The sequence below is a fragment of the Gemmatimonas phototrophica genome (assembly GCF_000695095.2).
Taxonomy (GTDB): domain Bacteria; phylum Gemmatimonadota; class Gemmatimonadetes; order Gemmatimonadales; family Gemmatimonadaceae; genus Gemmatimonas; species Gemmatimonas phototrophica.
Genome location: NZ_CP011454.1, coordinates 1,404,340 through 1,430,123 on the forward strand (window position 1 = coordinate 1,404,340; position 25,784 = coordinate 1,430,123).

Annotated in this window: 17 protein-coding genes; 11 read left to right on the top strand and 6 right to left on the bottom strand. The window is 63.6% G+C overall.

Annotation, left to right across the window (positions count from 1 at the left end):
• The first annotated feature begins 3 nt into the window (after window positions 1-3).
• A complete protein-coding gene (locus GEMMAAP_RS05825) occupies window positions 4-501 on the top strand; it encodes a paraquat-inducible protein A (protein WP_026849855.1) in 498 nt (165 codons plus the stop codon).
• A gap of 4 nt (window positions 502-505) precedes the next feature.
• Here the strand turns inward: GEMMAAP_RS05825 and GEMMAAP_RS05830 are convergent, their stop codons facing one another.
• Window positions 506-1,009, bottom strand: a complete 504-nt coding sequence (locus GEMMAAP_RS05830; protein WP_026849854.1) for a hypothetical protein — start codon at window positions 1,007-1,009, stop codon at window positions 506-508.
• Window positions 1,010-1,134: 125 nt separating this feature from the next.
• On the opposite strand from GEMMAAP_RS05830, the gene GEMMAAP_RS05835 reads away from it, so the two are divergent.
• Genes GEMMAAP_RS05835 through GEMMAAP_RS05845 form a run of 3 tightly spaced genes read left to right on the top strand, consistent with a single transcriptional unit; the run spans window position 1,135 to window position 5,107 of the window.
• The gene (locus tag GEMMAAP_RS05835; RefSeq protein WP_026849853.1) at window positions 1,135-2,247 is read left to right on the top strand and encodes a DNA alkylation repair protein; all 1,113 of its coding nucleotides are present in this window, start codon (window positions 1,135-1,137) and stop codon (window positions 2,245-2,247) included.
• 41 nt (window positions 2,248-2,288) lie between these two features.
• Entirely contained in the window at window positions 2,289-2,774 is a 486-nt protein-coding gene (locus tag GEMMAAP_RS05840) for a glutathione peroxidase (RefSeq protein WP_026849852.1), read from the top strand.
• A gap of 14 nt (window positions 2,775-2,788) precedes the next feature.
• Complete coding sequence (locus GEMMAAP_RS05845) at window positions 2,789-5,107, top strand: TonB-dependent receptor (protein WP_158514749.1); 2,319 nt, start codon at window positions 2,789-2,791, stop codon at window positions 5,105-5,107.
• Between the two features lie 153 nt (window positions 5,108-5,260).
• On the opposite strand, the gene GEMMAAP_RS05850 is transcribed toward GEMMAAP_RS05845, so the two are convergent.
• Window positions 5,261-6,505, bottom strand: a complete 1,245-nt coding sequence (locus GEMMAAP_RS05850; protein ID WP_043581032.1) for a RagB/SusD family nutrient uptake outer membrane protein — start codon at window positions 6,503-6,505, stop codon at window positions 5,261-5,263.
• 11 nt (window positions 6,506-6,516) lie between these two features.
• Window positions 6,517-9,348, bottom strand: coding sequence for a TonB-dependent receptor domain-containing protein (locus GEMMAAP_RS05855; protein ID WP_026849849.1), 2,832 nt, complete (start codon window positions 9,346-9,348; stop codon window positions 6,517-6,519).
• A gap of 446 nt (window positions 9,349-9,794) precedes the next feature.
• On the opposite strand from GEMMAAP_RS05855, the gene GEMMAAP_RS05865 reads away from it, so the two are divergent.
• Window positions 9,795-13,205, top strand: coding sequence for an amidohydrolase family protein (locus GEMMAAP_RS05865; RefSeq protein WP_238588188.1), 3,411 nt, complete (start codon window positions 9,795-9,797; stop codon window positions 13,203-13,205).
• 78 nt (window positions 13,206-13,283) lie between these two features.
• Here the strand turns inward: GEMMAAP_RS05865 and GEMMAAP_RS05870 are convergent, their stop codons facing one another.
• Window positions 13,284-14,981: an FAD-dependent oxidoreductase gene (locus GEMMAAP_RS05870; protein ID WP_075071445.1), complete on the bottom strand. Its 1,698-nt coding sequence runs from the start codon at window positions 14,979-14,981 to the stop codon at window positions 13,284-13,286.
• A 170-nt stretch (window positions 14,982-15,151) separates the two neighbouring features.
• Here GEMMAAP_RS05870 and GEMMAAP_RS05875 point away from each other — a divergent pair, with 170 nt between their 5' ends.
• Together GEMMAAP_RS05875 and GEMMAAP_RS05880 are read left to right on the top strand one after the other, a co-directional pair.
• Complete coding sequence (locus GEMMAAP_RS05875) at window positions 15,152-17,506, top strand: YfhO family protein (RefSeq protein ID WP_026849847.1); 2,355 nt, start codon at window positions 15,152-15,154, stop codon at window positions 17,504-17,506.
• A 182-nt stretch (window positions 17,507-17,688) separates the two neighbouring features.
• Window positions 17,689-18,456 carry an energy transducer TonB gene (locus tag GEMMAAP_RS05880; protein WP_026849846.1) on the top strand — a complete coding sequence of 256 codons (768 nt, stop codon included), beginning with the start codon at window positions 17,689-17,691 and terminating at the stop codon, window positions 18,454-18,456.
• A gap of 550 nt (window positions 18,457-19,006) precedes the next feature.
• Here GEMMAAP_RS05880 and GEMMAAP_RS05885 read toward each other — a convergent pair.
• Window positions 19,007-21,226: a M1 family metallopeptidase gene (locus tag GEMMAAP_RS05885; protein WP_158514750.1), complete on the bottom strand. Its 2,220-nt coding sequence runs from the start codon at window positions 21,224-21,226 to the stop codon at window positions 19,007-19,009.
• Between the two features lie 25 nt (window positions 21,227-21,251).
• Here GEMMAAP_RS05885 and GEMMAAP_RS05890 point away from each other — a divergent pair, with 25 nt between their 5' ends.
• The 3 genes from GEMMAAP_RS05890 (at window position 21,252) to GEMMAAP_RS05900 (ending at window position 23,801) form a co-directional block, all read left to right on the top strand.
• Window positions 21,252-21,755, top strand: coding sequence for a DUF6702 family protein (locus GEMMAAP_RS05890; protein ID WP_026849845.1), 504 nt, complete (start codon window positions 21,252-21,254; stop codon window positions 21,753-21,755).
• 33 nt (window positions 21,756-21,788) lie between these two features.
• Window positions 21,789-23,108 (top strand): APC family permease, encoded by a 1,320-nt coding sequence (locus GEMMAAP_RS05895; RefSeq protein WP_053334206.1) that lies wholly within the window; start codon window positions 21,789-21,791, stop codon window positions 23,106-23,108.
• 186 nt (window positions 23,109-23,294) lie between these two features.
• On the top strand, window positions 23,295-23,801 hold the full coding sequence (locus GEMMAAP_RS05900; protein ID WP_026849843.1) for a response regulator: 507 nt from the start codon (window positions 23,295-23,297) through the stop codon (window positions 23,799-23,801).
• Window positions 23,802-23,954: 153 nt separating this feature from the next.
• Here the strand turns inward: GEMMAAP_RS05900 and GEMMAAP_RS05905 are convergent, their stop codons facing one another.
• The gene (locus GEMMAAP_RS05905; RefSeq protein ID WP_026849842.1) at window positions 23,955-25,169 is read right to left on the bottom strand and encodes an amidase; all 1,215 of its coding nucleotides are present in this window, start codon (window positions 25,167-25,169) and stop codon (window positions 23,955-23,957) included.
• 73 nt (window positions 25,170-25,242) lie between these two features.
• On the opposite strand from GEMMAAP_RS05905, the gene GEMMAAP_RS05910 reads away from it, so the two are divergent.
• On the top strand, window positions 25,243-25,773 hold the full coding sequence (locus GEMMAAP_RS05910) for a hypothetical protein (protein ID WP_026849841.1): 531 nt from the start codon (window positions 25,243-25,245) through the stop codon (window positions 25,771-25,773).
• Window positions 25,774-25,784: the final 11 nt, after the last annotated feature.

Sequence of the window (25,784 nt, forward strand, 5' to 3'; positions counted from 1 at the left end):
CGCATGTCCCGACGCAACCTGCTGGCTTTGGCCCTGTCCCTCGTGTCCCTGGCGCTGCTCTGGCCCGGGCTGGTGGAGCCGGTGTTGACCATTCGCGCCACCATTGAAATGTTCGGTACGGAGCGCGAACTCACCAATGAGACACGAAGTGTGGTGGGCGCCATTCGCAGTCTGCACGATTCGGGCAATGATTTTGTGGCCGGCCTGATTCTCCTGTTCAGTGTGCTGGTTCCACTGACCAAGGCCGCTCTTCTCGTCCCCATCTTCGCCTGGCGGAACTCCCCGGTGGCCTATCGGCTCTACCGCGTGGTTCAGGCCATCAGCAAGTGGTCCATGGCCGACGTATTCGCCGTGGGGATGCTCATTGCGCTGCTGGTGGCAAAGGGCACGGCCAATCTTTCAGCCGTGGCCGGCCCCGGATTCTACTTCTTTGCGGCCTACTGCCTGGTGTCCAACGCGGCGTTTCAGCTGCTGAAGGTAGAGAGGCACCCCGCCGCCTGACGGATCAGAACACACCGCCGCGGGGCTTGTTGGGGGCCCCAGACGGCTTTGAGGCCCCCTTGGGGGCGGCCAGCGTTCCCGGGGCGATCTTGAACTTTGCGACGGGCTTGTTGTCGAGATTCACAAACCCTTCAATGCTGCCGTTCGCGGCAATAACGCCGTCGTGCTCCAGCAGCTTGTTCTCAGGCGCGGTGACCCGGAAGCGCAGCTTTTGTCCGTCGCGCACGACATGGCTAATGGCACCCGTGCCCTGGCCGGGGACCATGGCGGTTCCCCCAATGGTCGGGCCCGCTCCCGTGAACAGGTAACTCACGGGCACCACAATCGTGCTGTCGCCCAACGGGACCATGGCCGTACCAGCATAACTACCCGTGATGTCCGCGGCCTTGGCTGATGCGGCGGCCTTGGCCCCGGGCTTCCCCGGCGTCTGAGCCGCCAGGCGTGTGGGGCTGAACGGCGCCATAGCCAGTGCGCCGGCGGCAACGAGGGTGGCAAACAGAGTACGCATAGGACAAGCGGGGCTGGACGATTGGACAGCAGGTTCCCGAACCCGATAAGCTACACCGAAGCCGCGGCGCGGGTCCGCCACGCCGATTTCGCGTATTCTGGGTGCCTTGACCACGTCGTCCGCCTATGGCTGAGCCTTTCAAGACGTTCATCAACGCCGACGGAGTGCAGGCCGCCGCCGGCCATTTGGCCCGCACCAGTGCGGACTTTGATGCGGCGCGGTTCTGCGCTGACGTGGTGCCGCAGCTCGACGCCCTTGAGCTCAAGGCGCGCGCCATGTGCATCGCGACCGCGCTGGAAGAGCACCTCGCCACCAACTTCGACGAGGCCGCCGCCCACTTGGAACGGGCCCTGGCCCCGCACGGTGCTCCTGACCAGGGACTCACCGGATGGTTCCTCTGGGCGGCGGGTGAATTCGTGGCCCGTCGCGGCCTCGAACATCCCGTACGCAGTCTCGCCTGTCTGCAGCACATGACCCAGCGCTTCACCGCGGAGTTCGCCATCCGGCCGTTCATTGTCGCACACCCACGGCTGGTGTTCGATACGCTGCAGCAATGGATTCATCACCCCAGTGAACATGTGCGACGGCTAGTGAGCGAAGGAACACGCCCACGACTGCCGTGGGGGCTCCAACTCAAGGCTCTGATCGCCGATCCTTCGCCTTCGCTGCCATTGCTCACCGCGCTGCTCGATGATGACAGCGAGTATGTACGACGGAGTGTCGCCAATCACCTCAACGATATCGCGAAGGATCACCCGGAGCTGGTGGCGGAGTGGGTGGAGCGCTATTTGCCTGATGCGTCGGCACCACGACGGGCGCTCCTGCGACACGCCAGCCGCACGCTCATCAAGCAAGGACACCGCCGGGTGATGCACGCGTGGGGTACCGGCGCCACTTTCGCCGGCACCGCCGCGATAACCCTGACACCAGCACGCATTGTGCTCGGCGAGCACATCGGCATCAGCGTCACGCTCCAGAGTCACGCGTCGCAGGATCAGGTGCTCACGATTGACTACATCGTGCACCATGTGAAAGCCGACGGCACGACGTCACCCAAAGTGTTCAAGGGGTGGCACCTCACGCTCTCCGCCGGACAGACCCATACGGTCACTCGGCGTCACGCGGTGAAACCAATCACCACGCGCCGCTATTATCCCGGCAGACACCTCGTCACCATTCAGGTGAATGGGCACCCCGTTGCTGACGCCTCCTTTGTGCTGCAGTGCATCGACGGATAACAGCTAGTCGAACACCATCTCATCTTCTCGTCCATATTTGCATGTCTACGCTGACCGATTTCGATCTTGTGGCGCTCGATGGCGCGCCACTCCCGCTCGCTCCCTTGGCAGGGCGTGTTGTGCTGCTGGTGAATGTCGCCAGCATGTGTGGGTTTACCCCGCAGTACGCGGGACTGGAGAAGCTCTGGCGTGACTACGAAGCCAAAGGGTTGACCATCATTGGCTGTCCGTGTGACCAGTTCGGGCATCAGGAGCCTGGTTCCGCCGACGAGATCGCCAGCTTTTGCAACGTGCGCTACGGGGTCACGTTCCCGCTGTCGGCAAAGCTGGACGTGAACGGCGACCAGGCGCATCCACTATGGCAGTGGATGCGTGAAGCCGAGCCGGGTGTCCTCGGCACGACCGCGGTAAAGTGGAATTTCACGAAGTTCCTCATTGGGCGGGACGGACAGGTCATGAAGCGCTACGCGCCCACGGCGACTCCTGAATCACTGGTCGCGGACATCGACGCCGCACTGAAGGCGTAATGGGATACGTCGGGATGGCGCTGCAGCGAATTCTGGTGCTGGCTGTCGCCTTCGCGGCCCTGGTGTTCGCGCCGCTGACGGCGCAGGGACAGGGGCAGGGCACCGGAGTGATCACTGGCCGTGTGCTCGAGGCGGTCACGGAGGCCCCGGTGCTCGGCGCCACGATCAGGGTCGTCGGGCAGGGAGCGGTGGCCCAGAGTGACTCCGTCGGGCGCTTCACCCTGCGCGGGGTTGCGGTGGGCATCGTGACCGTTGAAGTGCGCCGCCTGGGGTTCGCCCCAGTGTTGCGCGGTGACATTGCCGTGTCGCCCGCCAAACCCGCAGAATTGACGATCACGCTGCGCGCCATCGATGTGCAGCTTGACGCGGTGACCGTGCGTCCGGAGGCGTTTCCCGCTCAGATGCCGGCGTCCACGCCCGTTTCCACGCAGCGCTACGACGCGGAAGAGGTTCGACGTCAGCCCGGTGCCCAGGAAGACGTGCTGCGCGCCATCTCCATTGCCCCCGGCGTCGGGGTGACCAGCGCCGCGCGCAATGACATCGTGGTGCGTGGCGGGGCACCCTTCGAGAATCTGTTTGTCGTGGACAACATCGAAGTGCCCAACATCAATCACTTCGGATCACAGGGCTCCACCGGCGGGCCCATCTCGCTGATCAACATCCGGTTTATCGAGAGCGCTCAACTTTCCGCTGGAGGCTTTGGCGCGCGGTTGGGCGATCGCACGTCGTCTGCCACGACGCTCACGCTCCGTGAAGGCAATCGGGAGCGCGTGGCAGGAGAAGTGAACGTGGCGGCCTCGCAAGTTGGCGCCGTGCTGGAGGGGCCACTTGGTTCGCGCGGTTCGTTCATTGCCAACGTCCGGCAGAGCTATCTCGATCTGCTCTTCAAGGCGATTGGGCTGAGCTTCATTCCCAGCTACACCGACGCCACGCTCAAGGCCACGTGGCGACCCACCAGTCGTGACGCGTTCAGTGCGCTCACGATTGCCGCACGCGGCACGATTTCCTTTGACAATAGCAGTGACTCCAATCGCGTGGACAACTCGCAGGTGCTCGCACCCACGCAGGATCAGTACTTCAGCGGACTCACGTGGAAACGCCTGTTGCCCCGGGGCGTGGTGACGACGACGCTCGGTCGTACCTGGACGCGCTATGTGACGGCGCAGCGCGACAGTCTGTTGTCGCCGATCTTCGAAAGTCGCTCCACCGAAGGGGAGAACTCGCTCCGGACCGACGTAACGATGCTGGCCGGCAAGGGGCTCGAGTTGGAAACCGGCACCATTTTCAAGTACGCCAGCGACCTGCGCTACAACGCCACACTGGCCGGCTTCACCCGTCGCGACCCAAACGGGACGCCGCAACCGTTTGGGGTGGACACCAGTTTCACTGCGCTCCGCAATGGATCGTATGTGCAGGCCACCTGGCAGTGGCGCCCTCGATTGCGCCTCTCCGGTGGCCTTCGCGGTGATTGGTATGGCTTCCTGGAGAATGCGGTACGCGTTGCTCCCCGACTGAGCGTAAGTGCTCAGGTCACGCCCAGCACGACCGTGTCGTTGTCCGGTGGACGGTATTGGCAGGCGCCCAGCTATATCTGGCTGGTGGGGGATGCGGGCAATGCCTCGCGTCTCAAACCGTTCCGTGCCGATCAGGTCGTGGCTGGCGTTACGCGTGTGATTGGCAGCGATCTCAAGGTGCAATTGGAGGTGTACGGGAAACGCTATGGCGATTATCCCGCTCGGATATACCGGCCGCAGGCGGTACTGAGCCCCAGTGGATTTGATGACGCCACGACCGATATTCCTTTTGGCCTTGAACCGTTGCAGAGCTCCGGGACCGGCAGTGCCTTCGGGGCAGAAGTCTTTCTGCAAAAGAAGCTGGGAGCCTCGCCCTTCTACGGGCAGCTCAGTGCCAGCGTGAATCGCACACGCTTTACCGGCATTGATGGCACCGCGACGCGCGGCGCCTTTGACACGCCGGTGTTGGCCAACGGCGTTCTGGGGTGGCGTCCGAATGCGCGCTGGGAAGTGGCCACGCGTATCCGCGGCTCCAGCGGGTTGCCGTACACGCCGTTCGTGTTGAATGGTAATCTGGCCGGTACGCTCGACTTTGCACGCTACAACGCCGAACGGGTGCCGCTCTTTTTTGCGGCCGACGTGCGGGTGGATCGGCGCTTTCTGCTGTGGAATCGCCAGCTGATTGCGTTTCTCGATCTGCAGAACATTACGAACCGCGAGAACAGTACGGCGCCGCAGTGGAATCCACGGCTGCGCCGCCCGGAGCCCAACGAGAGTATCGGTTTGCTGCCGTCGATCGGGTTGAACTTCGAGTTCTGAATACTGCTTGTGGTGTTCTTAGCTGAACGGACACGAACCGATGGCACGAAGGCATCCAAGGCTTCCAATGACTGGCAGCCTTTCAACGTGTGAATAGCAAAACGCCGCCGGATGCATCGAGCACCCGGCGGCGTTTGTCTGTTCTGAAGCCGATCAGCGAAGATTCGGATTCGTTTCGAGTTCCGACAGCGGAATCGGGAAGCACAGGTTGCGCCCCGTCATGTCGTCGGAGACACCAGGACGGTTCAAGGTGGCCCAGCGACGCTGGTCACCCATGCGACGCCCTTCGAGCCACAGCTCAATGCCACGTTCGCGCTTGAGGGCTACCCACGCGTCCGTAGCGTTGGCTGCGGTGAGCAACGGCAGGTTGAGTGCCGTGCGGCGGATATTCATCTTGGCCAGTGCGCCGTTGATGTCGCCACCAACGAGCAGTGCTTCCGCCTCGATGAGCCGCATTTCCCAGCCGCTGGCCAGGTTGATGGAAGACTCACGGACCGGATACTTGGTCTGGAAATACCACCGCACCTGTCCGCCCAGACTTGCCACCGCCGCATCGCCGAAGCGGATGGTGAGGCTGGAGTCGAACGGCACGCGCGGATCGCGCGTGGTGCGACGATAGTTCTCGTAGAACGTGCCCCACACCGTATGGGCCCGATACGGCTGGCTGGCCGACGCCCAATAGATGCGGTTGTACTGAGCGACGGTGTTTACGTAATACGGCATCCGGTACACGAACGCGTTGTTCGTGATCAGCGCGGCATCGGCCGAGGCGCCCGAAAGGTTACCGCGCAGCAGGCGTACCGAGGCACGGCCAGCTGTCGCCACATCCCGCAGCGTGGCGTTGTTGGCTGCCGTGGCCACCGTAATGGCCTCGGAGAAAGCCGCCTCCGCCCGCTCGAAGTACACGGTGTGCGCCTGCTTGGCGCCACCGTCGATGACGCAGTCGCAGAAGTTCTCCCCCAGATGTCGATTGGAGAATCCCACCCAGATGAGTCCCTGAGCCAGCGTAGCGCTGGTGGCACTGGTCGGCAGGACTTCCTTGATCCGCGCCACGCCATTCTCGGCGGTCCATCGTGCGCGTTGCGCCTGGTTCCACCAGTCACCGCCGTCGTCGTTGGACAGTACACCCAACTGCTGGCGCACCGAGATGCCAAACGCCGCCGTCGAACCGGACGGCAATACTTCCTTGGTGACGGCCGCACCAGTGTAAGCTGTCCAGTTGAGCGCTTCGGCCAGGTCACGCCCGGCGCCGTTCACCACGGCCGTCAGGGCCGCCGTGTTGTCGAGGAACTCGGCCTGGATAGGGCCGGGGTTGGTCACCTTCAAGTCGCAGCCGGCAAAAAGAGCCAGAACCGCGACGGGAGCTGTGCGCACAAGGGCGCGAAAATTCATCGTCATGGTTATAGGCCTCAGAACGAGATGCGCAGGGAGGTCAGGAACAGCGCGGGCGCCGGAATGTGCTCCGAGATATAGCGCGCGCCCACGTTGAATCCGTCGTTACCCGACATTTCGGGGTCGAAAAGCGGCATGCCGATGTTTTTCCGGAAGATGTTCTGGGCGGAGAACACCAGTGAGCTGCTCGCCGTGTTCGGGATGAGCTTGCCCAGCGGCACCGTGACGGTGATGTCGCGGATCTTGAAGAAGTCCGCCGGGAAAATGAACATGTCCTGACGGGCGTTCCGCGGAATGCAGGTCAGCGTTTCACGTGGCGTGAGCGGCTGTGACGCGGCAATGGCGGCGTAGGCACGCGTGCAGGTGGGCCAGAGCACCGAACGGGAGAGCGCCTGGAACGATGCGTCTTCGTTAATGAAGGCGCCACCCTGGTACTCGCCACGCGCCGAGATGCTGATGCCCTTCCACGTGGTGATGTTGAGCGAGGGCGACAGAATGAGCGTCGGCTGCGACGGACCAAACGTGTGATTCACGGTGGTGTCAATCGGAGCCCCGATCTCGTCTTCGTTCTTGATGAGGCGTCCACGAAGTACCGGGGCCGGCTGGCCCTCGATCACCCAGCCAAAGTTGCCGATGCTGAACGACGGGGTGCCGCCCAGGTCGAGGACCTTGCTCTGGTTGGTGCTGACGTTCAGGCCAACCCGTATGCCAAGGTTCTCCTTTTCCAGCAGCGTGGCGTTAATGGCTGCTTCCACACCACTCTTCTGGATCTTGCCGGCGTTGCCCAGCGAGCTGTTGAGGAAGCCACTGGACGGGACGTTGCGCACGAAAAAGAGTGCGTCGTCCGTGACGGCCTTGAACCACGTGAAGTCGATGCTGAAGCGGCCGTTGAACAGGGTGTTGTCAAAACCGATTTCGGTTTCGGTGGTGCGCTCGGGGCCGAGGTTCGGGTCACCGAGGTTGAGCGGACGCACCGCGGGGGCGGTACCCCAACCAACCGGATCCCACGTCTGTACGGCAGCAAACGCCGTGGGCGCACGGCCGGCCTGTCCATAGGCGGCTCGCAACTTCAAGGTGCCGAGCTTTTCACCCCAGAAGCCTTCGTCGGAGACCACCCACGAGGCGCTCGCCTTGGGATAGGTCTGGAAGCCGAAGTCTTCACCGAAGGCGCTGTTGCCGTCCACACGGGCGCCAACGGTTACGAAGTACTTGTCCTTGAAGCCGAACAAGGCCTGGCTGAAGGCGCCGCCGGTGATGTTCTTGAGGCGGTTTTCGTCGGCGTTGCGCAGGGAACCGGAGGCCACCGTGGGGTTGGTGGGCGCCGGATAGTTTTCCGAGTAGGCGACGACGTCACCCACCATGGAGTTGATGTACTGCGTACCCGCCGAGAGCGTCGCCTTGAAGTCGCCCGTCGTGTATTCGTAGTTATTGGCCCAGTCCAGGCTGATGATCTTGTTGGACCAGACCTGATTCTGAATAATGCCCAGCACGGCGCCCGGGAATCCGTAGGGGCGCACATTCCGGTTTTCAATCGCGGAGCGATCGAAGCCGACGGTAAGCCGGCTGGAGAAGCGCTCAAGGGGCGTCCACGTAGTGGTGGCGCCAAGCAGCAGGCGATCAATGTTGCTGGTGAGCTGCTGGCCGTACACCAGTTTGATGGTGTCGGGATTGGCCGTGCCGAAGTAGTTGCGGTTCTGCCGGAACGCGTTGAGCGTCACACCCTGCGCGTTGTTGCCGGCCGGCGTCTGCGTGATGAGCGAATTGTTGTAGGCCGTGTTCCAGCTGAACTGCATGTTCTTCATCGGGCTGAAATCGACGTTCGCGCGCAGCTGATACTTGCGTTCGTTGTCGAGTTCCAACACGCCGTCGCTGTTGTCGGCGCCGAAGGAGAACAGGTACTTCACGTTGTTCTGCGTGCCGCCGGCTACCTGGGCCTGCATGCCCAATCGCCCACCATCGCGCACGTAATCATCCATGTTGAGCAGGGGCACGGAGTCCGTACCAAACTGCTGCAACCGCTGGAAGCCGGAGTTGATTTGTGTGGTCCACTTGGGCGCGCCTTGTGAGCCACGCTTGGTGAAGATCTGGATCACACCCGCCGCCGCGTCAGTACCAAACAACGTGGTGGCCGCCGCGCCCTTCACGACTTCAATACGCTCGATGTCGTCGGGGTTGATGTCGTTGAGCGGGCTACCGTAGGAATTGGCACCGCGCTGCGTGGCACCCTGAAAGATACCATTGCGCGGATATTCATCGGAACGGGTACGCACACCGTCCACGTAAATGAGTGGCTGATTGCTGAGCGCCAGCGACGTGGCACCGCGCAAACGAATGGCACTGCCGCTACCGGCGTTGCCCGTGCCGCCGGAGATCTGCACACCGGCTACGCGACCAGCGAGCAGGTTGGACACGTTGGTGGGGACTTCCGGGAGGTCGGCCGTGGAGACCTGTCCAATGGAGTTACCCACTTCGCGCTTGCGCGCCGAACCGGCGGTACCGGTGACGACAACCTGATCGAGGGAAACCGCCGACGTTTTCAGGGAGAAGTCCACCGTCGCCGTCGCGCCGGCGGCCACGGTCGCCACCTTTTCGGTGGGCTCGTAGCCGATCATGCGTACACGAACGGTTACGGTGCCGACGTTGACGCGGGTGATGGAATAGCTACCATCGGCGCCCGTCTGCCCGCCGTTTTGCGTCCCGGCAATGAATACCTGCGCGTTGGGGACGGCCGCGCCGGCGGCATTCGTCACCTTGCCCCGGATGGTTCCGGTGGCAGCCTGCGCGTGGATCGAGCCGTGTGGCCCGAAGGGGGTAACGAGCAGGCTTGCAACGACGGCACATGCCGACATCGCCCGACTCCACGTTCGTGAACCAAGCATCCGCACTCTCCTGATGTCTTTCGTACTGCTGCACGGACCCGCCCGGATGGACGGGGAGGAACTCGGGGGCTGGCAGGGGGCGCGTTGTCGCGACGAACGCCCTGCGGGTGTTACGGACCTGCAGCTGTCGGTGCCTGGGCATGAACGCCTCGCAATGAAGCTGGAGGGACAGGACGTTCAAGGGCGTGACGACGTCGCAGAGAATGCACCTCAGCGGCGTGTGTGGCAAGCATTTCACGCGGAAAAATTCGATCAGGCGCTCGGCCGAGACGCCGTACTTGCCCTCGGCCGCCCCAGGGCACAGAATCGTGCGACCCGGCGTCCTCGTATCCCGGCCGTTACTGAAACGCACGCTCAGGGTGTGGAGCGGTGACGGCGGCGGGGTCGAGGCTTGCCGCCCCACTTCAGGAGACTACGTGCGTCTGCGCCCCCTCAGTCTTGTCGCTGCCTGTCTGGCGGCCTCCTCTCTTGGCGCCCAGGCGCCAGCCCCTCGCGGCGGCGCCCCGGCCGGGAAACCGCTCCCCCTTGAGGCCACCCGGCGGTACGCCCTCGACACCAGGGAAGGGACGTGGCTGTCGCTCGATGTCAGCCCCGATGGGCAGTCGATCGTATTCGACATGTTGGGCGACTTGTACCTCTTGCCGATCACGGGTGGTGATGCCGTACGGCTCACCTCCGGGCTCGCCTACGATACGCAGCCGCGCTACAGCCCCGACGGAAAGACACTGGTGTTCATCTCCGATCGGCAGGGGGCGGACAACGTGCACACATTCGACCTGGCCACGAAGGAGATAAAGGAAGTCACCCGCGGCCGTGCCAATGTGTACCTCTCTCCCGAATACTCGCCCGATGGCAAATACATCGTGGCGAGCAAGGGCGGCTTCCGAGGCGGTTTGCCCACGCTATGGATGTATCACGTGGATGGTGGCAACGGGGTAGCCCTAACGACATCGCCAACCCCCGCGCCGGCTGGCGCGCCAGCCGTGCAGCAGGCCGGTGCGGCGTTCACCAGTGACGGCCGTTTTGTGTACTTCACCCAGCGCGCCGGAGCCTGGAACTACAACGCGCAATTCCCGCAGTACCAGATCTGGTCGTACGATCGCGAGAGCGGTGATCGCGAACCGCTCTCCTCGCGGTACGGCTCCGCGGTGCGTCCCACGCTCAGCCCTGATGGCAAGTGGCTGGTGTACGGCTCGCGCTACGAAAACAAGACCGGATTGCGGGTGCGCGACCTCGCCACCGGCGACGAGCGGTGGCTGGCCTACCCCACGCAGCGCGACGAAATGGAATCGCGCGCACCCATGGATGCGCTGCCGGGAATGAGCTTTACTCCCGACTCCAAGGAGTTGGTGGCCAGCTACGGCAACAAGATTTGGCGGGTGGCCGTGGACGGCAGCGGCCAGCAGGAAATTCCCTTCCGGGTGCAGGCGCAGGTGGAGGTGGCACCGGAGTTGGCGTTCACCTATCCCGTCAGTGACAGCGCGTCCTTCAATGCGCGGCAGATTCGCGATGCGGTCCCAAGCCCCGACGGCGCACAGCTGGCCTTCGTGGCCATGGACAAGCTGTATGTCATGGATTGGCCCAGCGGTGCGCCTCGGCGCGTGTCGGCGCTGAATGCCATTGAAGCGGAGCCCGCGTGGTCGCCCGACGGCAAGACGCTGGCGTGGGTAACGTGGACGGAGCAAGGCGGACGCTTGTATAAAGCCACCATGACCGCCGGTCGTGCCACGCGGGTCGTGCCGGTGAGCAGTGGGCTCGCGACGTTTCGGCAGCCGGCCTTCTCCGCCAACGGAACGCGCATCGTGGCGCTGCGGACCCCTTCGCAGGGACGTCGTGATCAGACCGGCGTGACTGGCACCTCGCAGTTGGTGTGGTACAACGCGGCGCCGGTTGGCAACGACGGGAGCGCTCCGACGGTCATTGCGCGGGCATCGGGACGCACCAAGCCACACTTCACCACCGACAGCTCGCGCATTTACCTGTCATCGAGCAATGGCCTGGTGTCCGTTCGCTGGGACGGTACGGATGAACAGCGTCACCTGCGCATCGTGGGCGCTGGAACAGGCGGCCCTGGTAACGATGATGGGCACGGCCACAACGACCATACCTTTAACGAGTCAGAGCTCCAGGGCGACCACGAGGAGCCGGGGCTGCAAGGACCGCCGGCGCAGCTCGTCCTGGCTTCGCCAAAAGGGGATCTGGCGCTCGCGCAGATCGGTGGTGATTTCTACACCGTGGTGATTCCGCCGCGCGGCACGCAGGCCACGGTGAACGTGGCCGATCCCAACGCCGCTGCTTTTCCCGCCCGCAAGCTCACCGATATCGGTGGACAGTTCCCCACCTGGTCGGCCGATGGCAAGCGTGTGCACTGGTCCATTGGCAACGCGCACGTAGTGTACGATCTCGCGGCGGCCACTGCCCGCGATGTTGCCATTGCGGCCGCGCGGCGCGACAGCACCATTCCCGAAAGCGCCCGCCCGCGTCCGTACACACCGTCTGAGTCGCGCGTGCTGGTGCCCACGGTGCGCGACACACCAACCGGTACGGTGGTGCTGCGCAACGCCAAGCTCGTCACCATGAAGGGCGACGAAATCATTGCCAAAGGCGATGTGGTCGTGAAGAACAACCGCATTCTGGCCGTTGGAGCGTCGGGCACTGTTGCCGTACCCGCCGGCGCCACGGAGATGGACCTCGCTGGCGCCACCGTGGTACCGGGTTTCGTTGATACCCACGCGCACCTGCGCGCTGAACGCAACACCATTCACGAAACACAACCGTGGGCGTATCTCGCCAATCTGGCGTACGGCGTCACCACCACGCGCGACCCGCAAACGGCCACCACCGACGTGCTCACCTATCAGGATATGGTGGACGCCGGGCAGATTATCGGGCCCCGCATCTACAGCACGGGCCCCGGTGTTTTCAATACCGACAACATTCGCGATCAGGAGCACGCCCGCAGTCTGCTCAAGCGCTACAGCAGCTACTACGACACCAAGACCATCAAGATGTATGTGGCCGGTGTGCGTCAGGTGCGGCAGTGGATTATCACCGCGGCGCGCGAACAGCAGCTGATGCCCACGACCGAAGGCTCGCTTGATGTGAAGCTCAATCTCACGGAAACGCTCGATGGCTATCCGGGACTTGAGCACTCCATGGGCATCACCCCGCTTGGCACCGACGTTACAGGCTTCATGGCGTGGTCGAAGCGGACATACACCCCCACGCTGCTGGTGAACTACGGCGGCCCGTGGGGTGAGAACTACTTCTATACGAAGGAAAATCCCTGGGCCGATCCCAAGCTGCAGCGCTTTACGGCCTATGAAGAGCTGGCACTGAAAACGCGCCGTCGCATGGCCAGCATGCCCAATGGTGGCACCGCCGGTGGCTGGTTCCGCGATGAAGAGTATGTCTTCCCGCAGCTTGCCGCCGACGCCACCAAGATCCTGCGCGCTGGTGGCCGGTTGGGCATTGGCAGCCACGGACAGTTGCAGGGACTTGGCTACCATTGGGAGCTGTGGGCCATGGCCAGCGGCGGCATGACCAACCATGAAGCCTTGCGCGTGGCCACCATCATTGGCGCCACGGCTATCGGCCTGCACACCGACCTTGGCTCCATTGAAGCGGGCAAGCTGGCCGACCTCGTCATTCTCGACAAGGATCCGCTGACCGATCTGCGCAACACGAACACGGTGAAGTACGTGATGAAGAACGGGCGGTTGTACGACGGCAATACGCTGGCCGAGACCTATCCCACGAAGAAGGCGGGTCCGGAAGTGCCCAATCGTCCCATCATGCCGAGCACGAAGGCGGGTACGGGCAAGTGATCGCTGCTGCTGAATGATGACCAAAGGGGCGTGACCGTGATGGGTCACGCCCCTTTCGTTTTCACCGCACGACACTGATTACCCCGTGATGCACTGCAGCTGCGGTGTGAGTTGCCCTTTGCGCTGACGTTCGCTGCACTCCAGTGCAAAGCTGGTCCAGCCACCGGTGAGATTCACCAGATTCGTATAGCCGTGCTGGCGTAAAATGCGCGCGGCAAGGTGACCGCGAAATCCGGACTTGCAATGAACTGCAATGGCCCGGTCACGCGGGATCTCCGAAAGCCGTGCGCGCACGTCATCCACGGGAATGTTGAGGGCGCCCTGAATGTGTGCGGCCAGATATTCGTCCGGATTGCGCACATCAAGCACGAGTGGGGGCGCCGATGACTGCAATGCATCGGCCAACTGCGACGCCGTGATGTTGGGGCTGTAGCCCGCGAGATCGTTCTCCCCCACGAACGCCGCCACATTCACCGGATCGTTGGCGCTGGAGTACGGCGGCGCGTACGACAGATCCACCTGCGCGAGCTCGTGCAGCGTCATGCGGCCCAGCAGCGCCATGGCCAGCACATCAATGCGTTTGTCCACGCCCGCATGGCCAAACGCCTGGCCGCCAAGCAGTCGCGCATTGGTGCGATCGTACACGAGTTTGAGGGAGAGTTCGCGGGCACCGGGATAGTACTTCGCGTGATGATTGGCGTGCACGATAGCCACGCCCACATCAAAGCCGGCGGCGCGCGCTGCCCGCTCTGACAGTCCGGTCATTCCGGCCGTGGCGCCAAAGATTTTGACCACACTGGTTCCGAGGGCACCGCCGTAGGGCATGGGCACGCCCATGGCATTGGACGCGGCAATGCGCCCCTGCCGATTGGCCGGTCCGGCCAGCGGCACGCGAGCTCGGCGCCCCGAAACCAGATGCTCCACCTCAATCATGTCCCCGGCGGCATAGATGTTGGGGTCGGAGGTCTGCAGGAACTCGTTCACTACCAAGCCGCCGGAGGCACCAATTTCCAGCCCGGCCTGTCGGGCCAGCGTCAGCTCCGGGCGCACGCCCGTGGCAAACAGCACCAGGTCGGCGGGTAGTCGCACGCCGGTGGTCAGTTCCACCTCGCGTTCTGCCGTGTGGACCGCCTGGACGCCGGTGTCGGTGAGGACGTGGACCTGATGGCCCTCGAGCTCGCGCGCCACCTGTACGCCAAATTCAGGGTCCATGAGCGACATGACCGTCGGCAGCATCTCCACCACGGTGGTGGCGATCCCACGCTCATGAAACGCTTCGGCCATCTCAAGACCAATGAAGCCGCCGCCCACTACCACGGCCGTGGCGGGGCGGTGGGTGGCAATGAACGCGTCCAGCCGGTCCATATCCGGCACGCTCCAGAGCGTGAACACATGCGGGGCGTCGCTGCCCGGCAATGGGGGGCGCACGGGAAGGCCGCCCTGTCCCAGGATGAGCCGGTCGTACGGCAGCCACTCGTCCCCATCGGGGCCGTGGATGCGAACGCGCTGCCCGGCGCGGTCCAACTCGAGGGCTTCGGTTTGGACCTTCACGCAAATGCGGTACCGCCGGGCAAAGCTCTCCGGGGTGGCGAGGAGCAGCCGTTCCCGTTCTTCAATCTGCCGGGCAATAAAGTAGGGGAGCCCGCAGTTGGCGTAGCTCACATAAGGGCCACGTTCGAGAATGGTGATCTCGGCGTGTTCATCGAGGCGGCGGGCACGAGCGGCGGCGGTGGCTCCACCGGCCACCCCACCAATGACAAGCAGTCGCAGGGGCATTGTGGTTGGGTTGGTTTTATTAAATGTGCATACGTGAATATCTGGACGGCATCGGGTATTGCCTGACGTTTCTTGTGCCGAACGGGGCGCCGGGCGGGTTGCTCCCATGCCACCAGACTCTTCGTTGCCCCCTAGCTCCCCGGCGCCCGCCCGCCGGGTAAATTGCGCCCATGCCTGAGACTCCTACGTCGTCACCGTCCACCAATACCACCACCGCCCATCTGGGCGCGCTGGCGGTATGCCTTGCGGCCGCCCTGTTGTTGCTGTGGCCGCTGCTCACCGGCCAGATCATGTTCGGCGGGGGCCGCTCGGACATGTTCATTGCCGGCTACTCGTTCCGGTTGTTCGGTGCCGAGTGGTTCAAGGAGACGGGGAGCATCCCGCAATGGAATCCGTATCTGTTTGGCGGGCTGCCGTATATCGGCGCCATGCACGGCGACATTTTCTATCCGTCAGCGTGGTTGCGCTGGATCATGCCGGTGGATTTGGCGATCACGTATGCCATGGCGCTGCACTTTGTGTTTGCCGGCTGGTTCATGTATCGCCTGGGTCGCTCGCTGGGGTTGGGGTGGAGCGCGGCGATTATTGCAGGGGTGGCGTACGAACTCACCGGTATCGTGGCCTCACAAATGAGTCCGGGGCACGACGGCAAGTTGTTTGTATCGGCGCTCACGCCGTTGTCCTTCTGGGTACTGCTCAACGCCATTCGCCACCAGAAAACGTGGGCGTTTGGCCTGTTTGCCATCGTCGTGGCGCTGATTATTCTGGGCCACTACCACATGGCGTATTTCCTGTTGCTCGCGCTGGGGCTCTGGGCGTTGTATCTGGTGTTCTGGGACCCGGAGCGTCCGGTCGGCATCAAGCCTGTTCCCACGTTGGGTTTGGCGGCCGCCGCCGTGGCGTTGGGGCTGGGTATTACGGCGCTGCAGGTGATGCCGTTCTTTGCGTACATCCCGTTCTCGCCGCGCGCCGATGGTGCCACCGACCAGGGCTGGGAGTTTGCGACGAGCTATGCGTTGCCGCCCAGTGAGATCTTCACGTTCCTGTTGCCACAGTTCAACGGCGTGCTCGATCACTATTGGGGCAGCAATCCCATCAAGTTCCACACGGAATATGTGGGCGCGCTCCCACTGATCCTCGCGGCGTTTGCTTTTGGCGACAAGAAACGGCGCGTGCTGGCCTTCACGCTGGCGGGCTTTGCCGTCTTCTTCCTGCTGCTCTCGTTTGCCGGACATACGCCCTTCTACCGGCCGTTCTACGAGTTCATGCCGTTGCTCAAAAAGATCCGCGCCATGGGCATGGTGTTCTATCTGCCGGCGTTCTTCTTCAGTGTGTTGGCGGGCATTGGTGCGGAGCGTGTGTTTGCACGTGCCGTCCCCATGCGTACGCTGTTGAGCGTGAGCGGGGCGGTGGTGCTGTTTGCGGTGTTGGGGGCCGTGGGTGCGCTGCAGGGGTTGGCCGAGTCGCTCGCCATCAACGAGCGCTACGAGGCGGTGGTGGCCAACGCGCCGTACCTGCAGAGTGGCGCGGTGCGGTTGCTGCTGTTTGCCGTAGCGGGAGCTGCGGTGTTGTGGCTTACGGTCAGTGGGAAGCTGGCGCGACCGGTGGCGACTGGGCTGTTGGCGGCAGTGGTGGCGTTCGATCTGTGGAGTGTGAACAAGGAGTTCTATACGTTCTCGCCGCGTGCCACCGAACTGTTTGCCGACGACGCCATTACGACCAAGCTGCGTGAGGTGAAGCCGCCATTCCGTGTGCTCGATGCCGGCAATGCGTATGGCTGGTCACTGCTGATGGCGTACAAGGTGCCCACGGCGCTGGGCTATCACGGCTTCGAACTGCAGCGGTTCGATGAGCTGGCCGGCAAGCAGGAAGGGTTCCGCAATCTCTTCTCGCCCAACATGCTCGACCTGATGGCCATTCGGTATCTCATTCTGGCCGAGTCGCAGCCGGTGCCGGGCTTCCACGAGGTGGTTTCAAAGATCACCACCACGTTCGGCACGCCGGCGGTGCTCTACGAGCGTGATACGCTCCCGGCGTACGCGCGCGTGTTGCCCATGTCGGCCAAGCTCCCGAAGGATCAGGCGGTCCCCACACTGGTGGATGAGCGATTCCCGGTGAACCGTGTCGCCATCTTCGACGATTCGGCCACTGTGAGTTCACCGGCGGCGGCGCAGCCATTTGCTGAACCCAAGGCAACGGCCCAGGTGACCAGCTGGAAGCCGGGCGCCATGGAGATTGCGGTGACCGGCAGTGAAGCCGCGCCCGCGCACTTGGTGGTGAGCGAGAACTGGTACAAGGACTGGACCGCCACGGTAGACGGCAAGCCCGGTGTGGTACGCCGCGCTGATCACGCGCTGCTCAGCGTGGACCTGCCGCCGGGGGCGAAGCAGGTAAGCCTCACCTTCAATTCGCCTGAGTACGGCACGGGCAAGATGGTGAGTCTCGTTTCGCTGCTGCTCGCGCTCGGCCTGGCCGGCGCGGGGTTCATGCTCGATAAACGTCGTACCGCGGCGGCAAGTGCGTAGTGCCTGATGCTACCTGTGTAGCTACAAACAGCACCACGGATCTGTTGCTATCCGTGGTGCTGTTCCGCTGTTGCGGACAAGGACCTCACCAAATCGTCATGCGTTGCTCATGGTGAGGTCATGGCCTCGGTGTTCCCTCGACGATATCCTGGGGCATGGTCCATTTACGTTGTATTGCCTTGATGATGCTCCTGGCGCGCGCAACCAATATGGGTGCCCAGAACGCGCAGGAATTGTTCGGCTGCTGGGCAGCTTCGCGCCCATTGGGGTCGCGGGGCGATGCGACCGGCGTGCCCAGCGAAGCACGCTTTCAAACGCTTCGCCTCAGCGACAGCGCACGGGTGCATCTCCCGCTGCTGGAGCGTGGTGAGCGGACCATGTGGGAAGCACGCAGCGGGTGGTCTCAGCGCAGCGATTCGCTCTCACTACGTGTCTCCACGGGGCTCGCTGGCTGGCAGTTGCACCTGCGGCGGATTGACCAGCGCACGTGGCGCGGGACCGCCACGTATCTCACGGATGCCATTGCGCGCGGACGGCCGCCACTTCGCGTGCCCCTTGAGCTCACACGGGTTGCCTGCGACCCAGCGTGGTTGCTTCCGGTGTCACCCGCACCCCAGCGACGCCTCACCATGCCGCTGTACTTCGACTTTCAGGTGGAGCGGCCGGTACGGCTCCGCTCCCCGTTGCCGGTTGGCATTCGGAAGTTGGTACCACTCTCCGGCAAGGAGAGAGATACCACCCTGGTGAACGCCACCGTGGTGCAGTTTGTGGTGGATTCCGCGGGACGGCCGGACATGGGTACGCTGAAAGTGCTGCGCAGTGCGCCACCGAGTAGCGCCGTACTCGAACAGGCACTCTCGACGGCAACTCGCGCCATGGAGTTCCGGCCCGCACTGCTGGGCAACCGGCCGGTGGCGCAACTCACGCAATGGCGCATTGAGTGGCGCTGAGCACCGGCAACGCCATGTAGCCGGCTTGATAAGAACTGCCTTACCAGGACTGCCCCGATGCGGCGGACAGGGCGTGCAAACGAGGACTGGCTCCGGCATGGGCCAGCGGCGTACTGCGGCCGCGAGGTTATTCATTCTTTGAATATTGATCTCGCAGAGGTGGAGAGTGCATGTCGTCCGCACCGTCGCAGTCCTCGTCTAAACGCCCTGTCCGACTAAACGGGCCAGTCCTCGCAATGCAGTTCAGCGGTGTCTGCAACGAGACCGGTGCTAGTGGCCGGCCTCCTTGGAACTGCATTGCGAGGACTGCCCCGATGCGGCGGACAGGGCGTGCAAACGAGGACTGGCTCCGGCATGGGCCAACGGCGTACTGCGGCCGCGAGGTTGTTCATTCTTTGAATATTGATCTCGCGGAGGTGGAGAGTGCACGTCGCCCACACCGGTTCAGTCCTCATCTAAACGCCCTGTCCGACTATACGGGCCAGTCCTCGTCATGCAGTTCAGCGGTGCCAGCCGCCACACCAATGCCAGAGGCCTGCCGCCCACAGCTTCACGGCTTGATCTGCCCCTTGAACCGCTGGAAGCGACTTTGATCGTTGCGGCGCGGCCAGGTGTTGTTGGCCAGATCGGTATCCGCGGTTTCTTCCGCCGGGTCCAGCGTAATAGCCGTAACCTTCTTGGACGTCGTGAACGCTTTGGTCACCACGCTCGCGTTCACGCGCCAGATCTCGGCGGGAATGCGCACCATCTCGCGGGTGCCATCGTCGTATTCGAACTCCACCACCAGCGGCATCACAAGTCCGCCAATGTTCTTGAAGTCCACTTCGTACAGGTAGCGCTTACCGGAAAGGGCGGCTTTGTCGGTGGCCGGTAGGCCGGCCATGAACTTGGCCACGCGATCCTGTTCGGTGGCGCTCGCGTTACCAGCGGCGCCATCCAGACGGAATTCCATCACGGTATCAAGCGCAACATCCACGTTGTCCACGCCATAGAACCAGCCGCGCCAGAACCAATCGAGGTCCACCGCGCTCACGTCCTCCATGGTGCGGAAGAAGTCGGCCGGTATGGGATGCTTGAACGCCCAGCGCCGCGCGTACTCCTTGAAGGCGGCGTCGAACAGCTCCGGCCCCATCACGGTCTCACGCAGAATGTTCAGCGCGGTGGCCGCCTTGAGATAGGCGTTGTTCCCCAAGTTCTGCACGCTTTCGGAGTTGGTCATGATGGGCTCCTGCAGCGTCTTGTCGAGCCGCATGTAATCCACCACGTTGCGCGCCGGGCCACGGCGAGACGGGTACGTGGTGTCCCACACTCGCTCCGACAGATATTGCGTGAAGGAGTTGAGCCCTTCATCCATCCATGTCCACTGCCGCTCGTCGCTGTTCACGATCATCGGGAAGAAGTTGTGCCCGACTTCGTGAATGACCACGCTGATGAGCCCGTACTTGGTGGCATCATCGTAGCTGCCGTCGGCGTTGGGACGCCGAGGATTGAAGCAGATCATGGGATATTCCATGCCGGCGCCGTTCCAGTGTACCGATGTTGCCTGCGGATACGGATACGGAATGGTGGTCTTGCTGTACGTCTCCAGAGCGTGCGCCACGGAGCGGGTGCTGTATTGCCCCCACAGCGGCTCGGCTTCATTGGGGAAATACGACTGGGCAATGACGCGCGTGCCGTTGATGTTCACGCCACGGGCATCCCAGATGAACTTGCGGCTGGAGGCAAAGGCAAAGTCGCGCACGTTCTGCGCGGCAAAGGTCCACGTTTTGGTGCCAGTGGGCTTGCCGCTTTCCGCTGCCTTGGCCTCAGCGGGTGAGACAATGTGCAGAATGCTGTCACTGGCCTTGGCGCGCGCCAACCGGGCTCGCTGCGTGGCCGACAGCACGGCCAGCGGATTCTGCAGTGTGCCCGTGGCGGCCACAATGTGGTCGGACGGTACCGTGAGGCGAACCGTGTAGTTGCCAAAGGGGAGCGTGAACTCGCCGCCGCCCATGAACTGCTTGTGCTGCCACCCCGCATCGTCGCCGTACACCGCAAGGCGCGGGAACCACTGCGCAATGGTGTACACGTAGTTGCCATCGCGTGGGAAAAACTCCTGGCCGGAGCGCGGATTCCCCTGAGCAATGGCGGTGGTGGTGGGCAACACCTTGTAGCTCCAGCCAATGCGCAGCTGTCGCGTGGCCTTGGGCGGCAGGGGCGCGCCAAGCTCCACGCGCATCATGGTGCCGTTCACCGTGTACGCGAGCTTTGCACCGGTTGCGGTGGTCACGGCCGTGAGACGATAGCCGCCGTAGTACTCGCTGCTGTCGGCACTCTGGCCGGCGTTGAGGGATATCACACTGCTCGCCCGCGCGCCTGCCCGCACGGCGCCGTTACGAGTCAGGTTCCCAATGGAGTTGGGGGTGAACAGGTTCTGGTCCAACTGCACCCACAAGAACCGCAATGTGTCCGGCGAATTGTTGTGGTAGGTAATCAGCTCGCGGCCGGTAATGCGCTGGGTCGCGTCGTCGAGCGTAGCGTCAATGTCATAATCAACGCGCTGCTGCCAGTAGTCGCGTCCCGGCGCTCCCGAGGCCGTACGGATGCCATTGGCCGTAGGGAGGTCGGGGCCGAGTTGCTTGAACTTCTCGGCGCCTCCCAGTCCACCCACGTTCTGCGCAGAAAGGGCTGGCGCCGTCGTCAACAGGGACGCGGCGAGTGCAATGGCGAGGGTCGCGGAACGGCGCATGGCAGTGGAGACGGTGGACTGGTAATCGAGGCAGGTACGCATGGAAATATGCGCTAGATTGAGCGGTATGCGCCTGCCCATGCTGCTCCTCGCGTGTGCCCTGACCCTCCCCTCCCAATGGGCGGGGGAACGCGGACACCCGATTCATGTGAGCAGCACCCAGATTGACGTCAGCCGGGACCGCCGCTCGCTCGAGATGACGGTGCGCGTGTTTACCGACGACCTGGAAGCCGCACTCAAAGCGGCGGGCATGCCGGTATCCGTAGCGCAATCTCCAGATGTGGCGGTAGACAGTGCCTTGTCCCGCTACATCGGCGCGCGATTGCTGGTGGCCGCCAACGGGGCGGCGCCCCGACGTGGCAGTATTGTTGGGCACGAGCGAGAAGACGACGCCACGCTGGTGCATCTCGAGCTACCCGTGCCGGCACCCCTTACGTCGGTACAGATAACCCAGCCGGTACTGCTCGAGCTGTTTGAGGATCAGACCAACCTGCTGCATATGACATCGGGGACCGTGAAGCGCAGCGGGTTGCTGCGCCGTGGTACCGAGCGGGTCACCTTCCAGTTCTAAGGGGCGCGCACGCGTGCCCCGTTCTTGCCGAGAATGACGACCCGACCTTTGCGACACTTCGGCTTCGCCTCGTCCACCGCCGTGCTCATTGCGAACATGGTGGGGACGGGAGTGTTCACGTCGCTGGGCTTTCAGGCCCTCGACCTGCACAGCGGTGGCGCGCTGTTGTCGCTCTGGATTGTGGGCGGGGTGGTGGCGCTCTGCGGCGCCGTGTCGTACGCCGAGTTGGGCGCGATGCTCCCCCGCTCGGGGGGCGAGTACGTGTACCTGGGGCAAGCGTGGCACCCGGTGGCCGGTTTCCTGGGCGGGTGGGTGTCCATGACGGTGGGTTTTGGTGCGCCCATTGCGCTGTCCAGCATGGCGTTTGGGCGCTACCTGTCGGCCATTGTCCCGGTCAATCCGCAGGTTGCGGCGTTTGCCATGCTGCTGGTGGTGGTAGGGGTGCACCTGGCCGGCTTGCACACCGCCAAACGGTTTCAGGTGGCCATTACCGCCACGCAGTTGCTGCTCGTCGCGGCCTTCATAGTAGCGGGGATGATGTATGCGCGAGCGCTGGCGTTGCCCATGGGGTTGAACGACGGGGTGGCCGTGCGGGAAGTGTTTTCAGCCCCGTATGCGGTGTCGCTGGTGTACGTGTCGTTTGCGTTTACCGGCTGGAATGCCGCCGGATACATTGCCGGCGAAATTGTCGAGCCTGAGAAAACGATTCCGCGCGCGGTGGTGGCGAGCACGCTGTTGGTGACCGCGCTGTACCTCCTGCTCAACTTCGCCTTTCTTCGGACCGTCCCAATAGCAGAGCTCGCTGGAAAGGTTGAGGTCGGCGCATTGTCGGCGACAGCGATGTTTGGCGTTCGGGGCGGGCAGGGGATGAGCGCCATCATTGCGGCGGTGCTGGTGGCCTCCATCAGCTCCATGGTGATTGGCAGTTCACGAGTCACGCATGCCGTGGCTGAATCGCTCCCCCAGTGGAAGGTGCTGGGAAAGCGCAGTGCCGATGGGGTGCCCCGCAACGCCATTCTGGCGCAGGGGGCACTCATTCTGGTGTTGCTGCTGACCAACTCCTTTGAAGCGGTCATGCTGTACGCCGGGTTCACCCTCAACCTCATGTCGTTGCTGACCGTGTTGGGGATGATGCGTTTGCGCTCAACGGCCGCCGCGACGCCAAGGCCATACCATGCCTGGGGCTTCCCCATCACGCCGCTCATCTATGTAGCGCTGAGCCTGTGGACCCTTGGCACGCTGCTCATGCAACGCCCCGTGGCGTCGCTGGCAGGGCTGGGAACGGTGCTCATCGGGCTCGTGGTGTGGTGGGTGGGCAACCGGTCGGTGCGCCCCCAACACGGGGAAGGTTGAGCCAGGGGCAGCAACGTAAGTCGTTGTGTTGCAACATCAGCAAAGCGTTTCGCGCCTGATGCAACCAATTCTGCAACGTGGCTGGTATTGATCTGCAACATCCGTGGTACATGGCATAGTGGCCTCGTTCCTATCATCGTGGCGTCCCCATTCCGCCTACCGATGTCGGTCCAGGAGTGCCCCGCCATGATTCAGGTCAACAGCTCCACCTCGCCGTTCCCTTCCGCATATACCCCGACGCCGGGCTATGGCCGCCCCAAGCGCGGCACGCCGGACTACGCGGCCAAGGTACGTCAGCAGATCGCCCGCCTGGCCGCCCTGCATGCGGCGTCCATTGTGGAGGCGCCGCCAATGGCGCCGGTGGCTATCAAGTCGGTGCTGGTGGTTGCGGGCTGTCCCTCCATGCGCGACTGCATCCGCGAAGCGCTTCGCAGCACCTCGTGGATGCAGGTCACGGAGGCCACGAGTGTAGAGGAAGGGCTGCAGCAACTGGCCAAGGAAGCTCCCTCGCTCATGATCGTGGACAGCGCCTGCGCCGACGTGCTGTCATCACCCGCCGCCGAACGCGCTCTGCTGGTCATGGGCCAGGTCCCGCGGGAAAAGGCCTTCCCCGCTCAGGTGGTAGGGGTGCTGGCCCAACCGCTCAAGGCGGACCGGGTGACGCGGTTGGTGCTGGAGCAGTTTGATAAGTAACGCGGCGTTCACACGCTGACCCACGTCGGCCACGGCCCACGTGGGGCTGGAAAAACGCACTGGGTCACGGATGACCGGCCATGAAACCGCCATCCGTGACTGCAACCGGGTCTCTACCGGACCCGATTGATGGGATTGAATGTGTGATTGTTTTTAATTTGTGCCACGAGGGGAGGAGTCTGCTGACGCCTCCAGTTGCCGCGCCAGCGCCAACAGCCACTCGTCGCGACCCCGCGCCGCCACGAGTGACAATCCAATAGGGCAGCCATCGCGGGAGGCCAACGGTAGCGACAGCTGCGGCAGTCCGCCAAGGCCCGCTACACACAACAGCGCCAGCGCACGCTCACGGACCGCCACGGTCTCCTGTGGTGGCAGTTGCAGCAAGGGCGCAATGGCCGGAGCGGTCGGCATAAGCAGTACCGTATTGCCCGCCAGCAGCGCATCGAGTCGCGCGCGAATACCTTCGCGCTGCGCAGATGCCCACGTCACTTCGCTCATGGTGGTCTTGGCCACCGCGGCAAATCGCGTGGCGACCTGCGGACCAAAGTGTGGTTGCACCCTCTGCACCCACTCGCGGTGCGTCTCCCAGATATCGTGGTACTGCAACACCCGGAACACATCAAACCACGCCGGCAGCCCCTTGTCTGACAGCACCACCGGTTCGGCGTCCCCCAGCAGCTGCGTGACCTGCTGCACCGCGGGCGCCAACGCCGCCGCCCCTTCCGGGGTGGCCTGGGCAAAGGCATCCGTGGCGAGCAACACGCGTACTGCGCCGCTCGACGCAACCACCGGTGACTGCAGCAACACTTCGCCCACCTGCGCTAGCAGCGCGGCATCGCGGGTGAACCAGCCGCAGGTGTCAAAGATGGGGGCCAGCGGGCAGGCGCCCGCCAGCGAGATGCGCCCATGTGTCGGGCGCAGGCCGTAAATGCCGCAGAAACTCGCCGGCGCGCGTACTGATCCGCCGGTGTCGCTGCCAATGGCAAAGTCCACCAGACCACCGGCAACGGCTGCGGCTGACCCACTCGAGGAGCCACCCGGCACACGTCCTGTCGCCGCCGGATTGATCGGCGTGCCGTAGTGGGCGTTTTCGCCGGTCAGACTGAAGGCCATCTCCTCCGTGTGCGTCTTGCCCACCATGGAGGCTCCGGCCTGCAGCAGCTGCTCCAGCACCCAGGCGTGTCGCGGTGCCGCGTGGTGCGTACGCAGCCAATCCGGGCTGCCAAAGCCCGTATGATGCCCCGCAACGTCGAAAATATCCTTGAGGCCAAACGAAAGGCCGTCCAAAGGACCGCCTGAGGTACCACTCACACTCACATGGGTGTGACGGCAGAAGGCGTTCAGGCTGTCGTGGTCGAGGATGCTCATGTGCAGGCGAGGTAGGGGATCACCGAACATACCGAACCCGGAGCCTTGTCGCACACCGCACTATCTTTCCCGCATGTCCCGGTTTTTTGCGTCTTTGCTGGCCATTGTTCTGCGCGGTGCCCCGCCTCGGAACAGCACGCGCGCTCCCGGTCGCGCGCGCCGATATCTGACGCGTGCCCTCGAAGGCGCCGCTGCGCGTGCTATTGAGGTAACGGTGCGCTCCCGCTCCGTGGCCCGCCGTCCGCGCTTTGCGTGGCCTGGCGAGATTACCATCGCCAGCGCGACGGAGCAGATCATTGTGCCTGGCACGTGGGCGCTAGAGTGGCAGCCATCTGCGGGCACCGACCGTTCGGGCGCATCCATGGCCGTTGATGCGCCGTCGTTCCGTGATCACGCCGCATGGGCACACTACATGCGGCGGCTCGTTACCCTGCAATTGCCGGGTACGCAGCTGCGGGTGCAACGCAACAACGCCAACGGGTGGGACACGCTGGAAGTGCGTGTGCCCACCCGTCCCACCACCGCTGTGGAGTTCGACCGCGACGCCCTGCAGCAACTGCTTGGTGATGCCAACGCCACGGTCACCCTGCGCGCCTTCGACTAACACCGAAGTCT

What these genes read in the sequence shown, in the direction of transcription:
- GEMMAAP_RS05835 (WP_026849853.1), top strand. Translation starts at nt 1,135, where the DNA reads ATGGCTGAGCCTTTCAAGACGTTCATCAACGCCGACGGAGTGCAGGCC.
- GEMMAAP_RS05900 (WP_026849843.1), top strand. Translation starts at nt 23,295, where the DNA reads ATGATTCAGGTCAACAGCTCCACCTCGCCGTTCCCTTCCGCATATACC.
- GEMMAAP_RS05840 (WP_026849852.1), top strand. Translation starts at nt 2,289, where the DNA reads ATGTCTACGCTGACCGATTTCGATCTTGTGGCGCTCGATGGCGCGCCA.
- GEMMAAP_RS05830 (WP_026849854.1), bottom strand. Translation starts at nt 1,009, where the DNA reads ATGCGTACTCTGTTTGCCACCCTCGTTGCCGCCGGCGCACTGGCTATG.
- GEMMAAP_RS05875 (WP_026849847.1), top strand. Translation starts at nt 15,152, where the DNA reads ATGCCTGAGACTCCTACGTCGTCACCGTCCACCAATACCACCACCGCC.
- GEMMAAP_RS05845 (WP_158514749.1), top strand. Translation starts at nt 2,789, where the DNA reads ATGGCGCTGCAGCGAATTCTGGTGCTGGCTGTCGCCTTCGCGGCCCTG.
- GEMMAAP_RS05895 (WP_053334206.1), top strand. Translation starts at nt 21,789, where the DNA reads ATGACGACCCGACCTTTGCGACACTTCGGCTTCGCCTCGTCCACCGCC.
- GEMMAAP_RS05850 (WP_043581032.1), bottom strand. Translation starts at nt 6,505, where the DNA reads ATGACGATGAATTTTCGCGCCCTTGTGCGCACAGCTCCCGTCGCGGTT.
- GEMMAAP_RS05880 (WP_026849846.1), top strand. Translation starts at nt 17,689, where the DNA reads ATGATGCTCCTGGCGCGCGCAACCAATATGGGTGCCCAGAACGCGCAG.
- GEMMAAP_RS05885 (WP_158514750.1), bottom strand. Translation starts at nt 21,226, where the DNA reads ATGCGTACCTGCCTCGATTACCAGTCCACCGTCTCCACTGCCATGCGC.
- GEMMAAP_RS05855 (WP_026849849.1), bottom strand. Translation starts at nt 9,348, where the DNA reads ATGTCGGCATGTGCCGTCGTTGCAAGCCTGCTCGTTACCCCCTTCGGG.
- GEMMAAP_RS05870 (WP_075071445.1), bottom strand. Translation starts at nt 14,981, where the DNA reads ATGCCCCTGCGACTGCTTGTCATTGGTGGGGTGGCCGGTGGAGCCACC.
- GEMMAAP_RS05910 (WP_026849841.1), top strand. Translation starts at nt 25,243, where the DNA reads ATGTCCCGGTTTTTTGCGTCTTTGCTGGCCATTGTTCTGCGCGGTGCC.
- GEMMAAP_RS05905 (WP_026849842.1), bottom strand. Translation starts at nt 25,169, where the DNA reads ATGAGCATCCTCGACCACGACAGCCTGAACGCCTTCTGCCGTCACACC.
- GEMMAAP_RS05825 (WP_026849855.1), top strand. Translation starts at nt 4, where the DNA reads ATGTCCCGACGCAACCTGCTGGCTTTGGCCCTGTCCCTCGTGTCCCTG.
- GEMMAAP_RS05890 (WP_026849845.1), top strand. Translation starts at nt 21,252, where the DNA reads ATGCGCCTGCCCATGCTGCTCCTCGCGTGTGCCCTGACCCTCCCCTCC.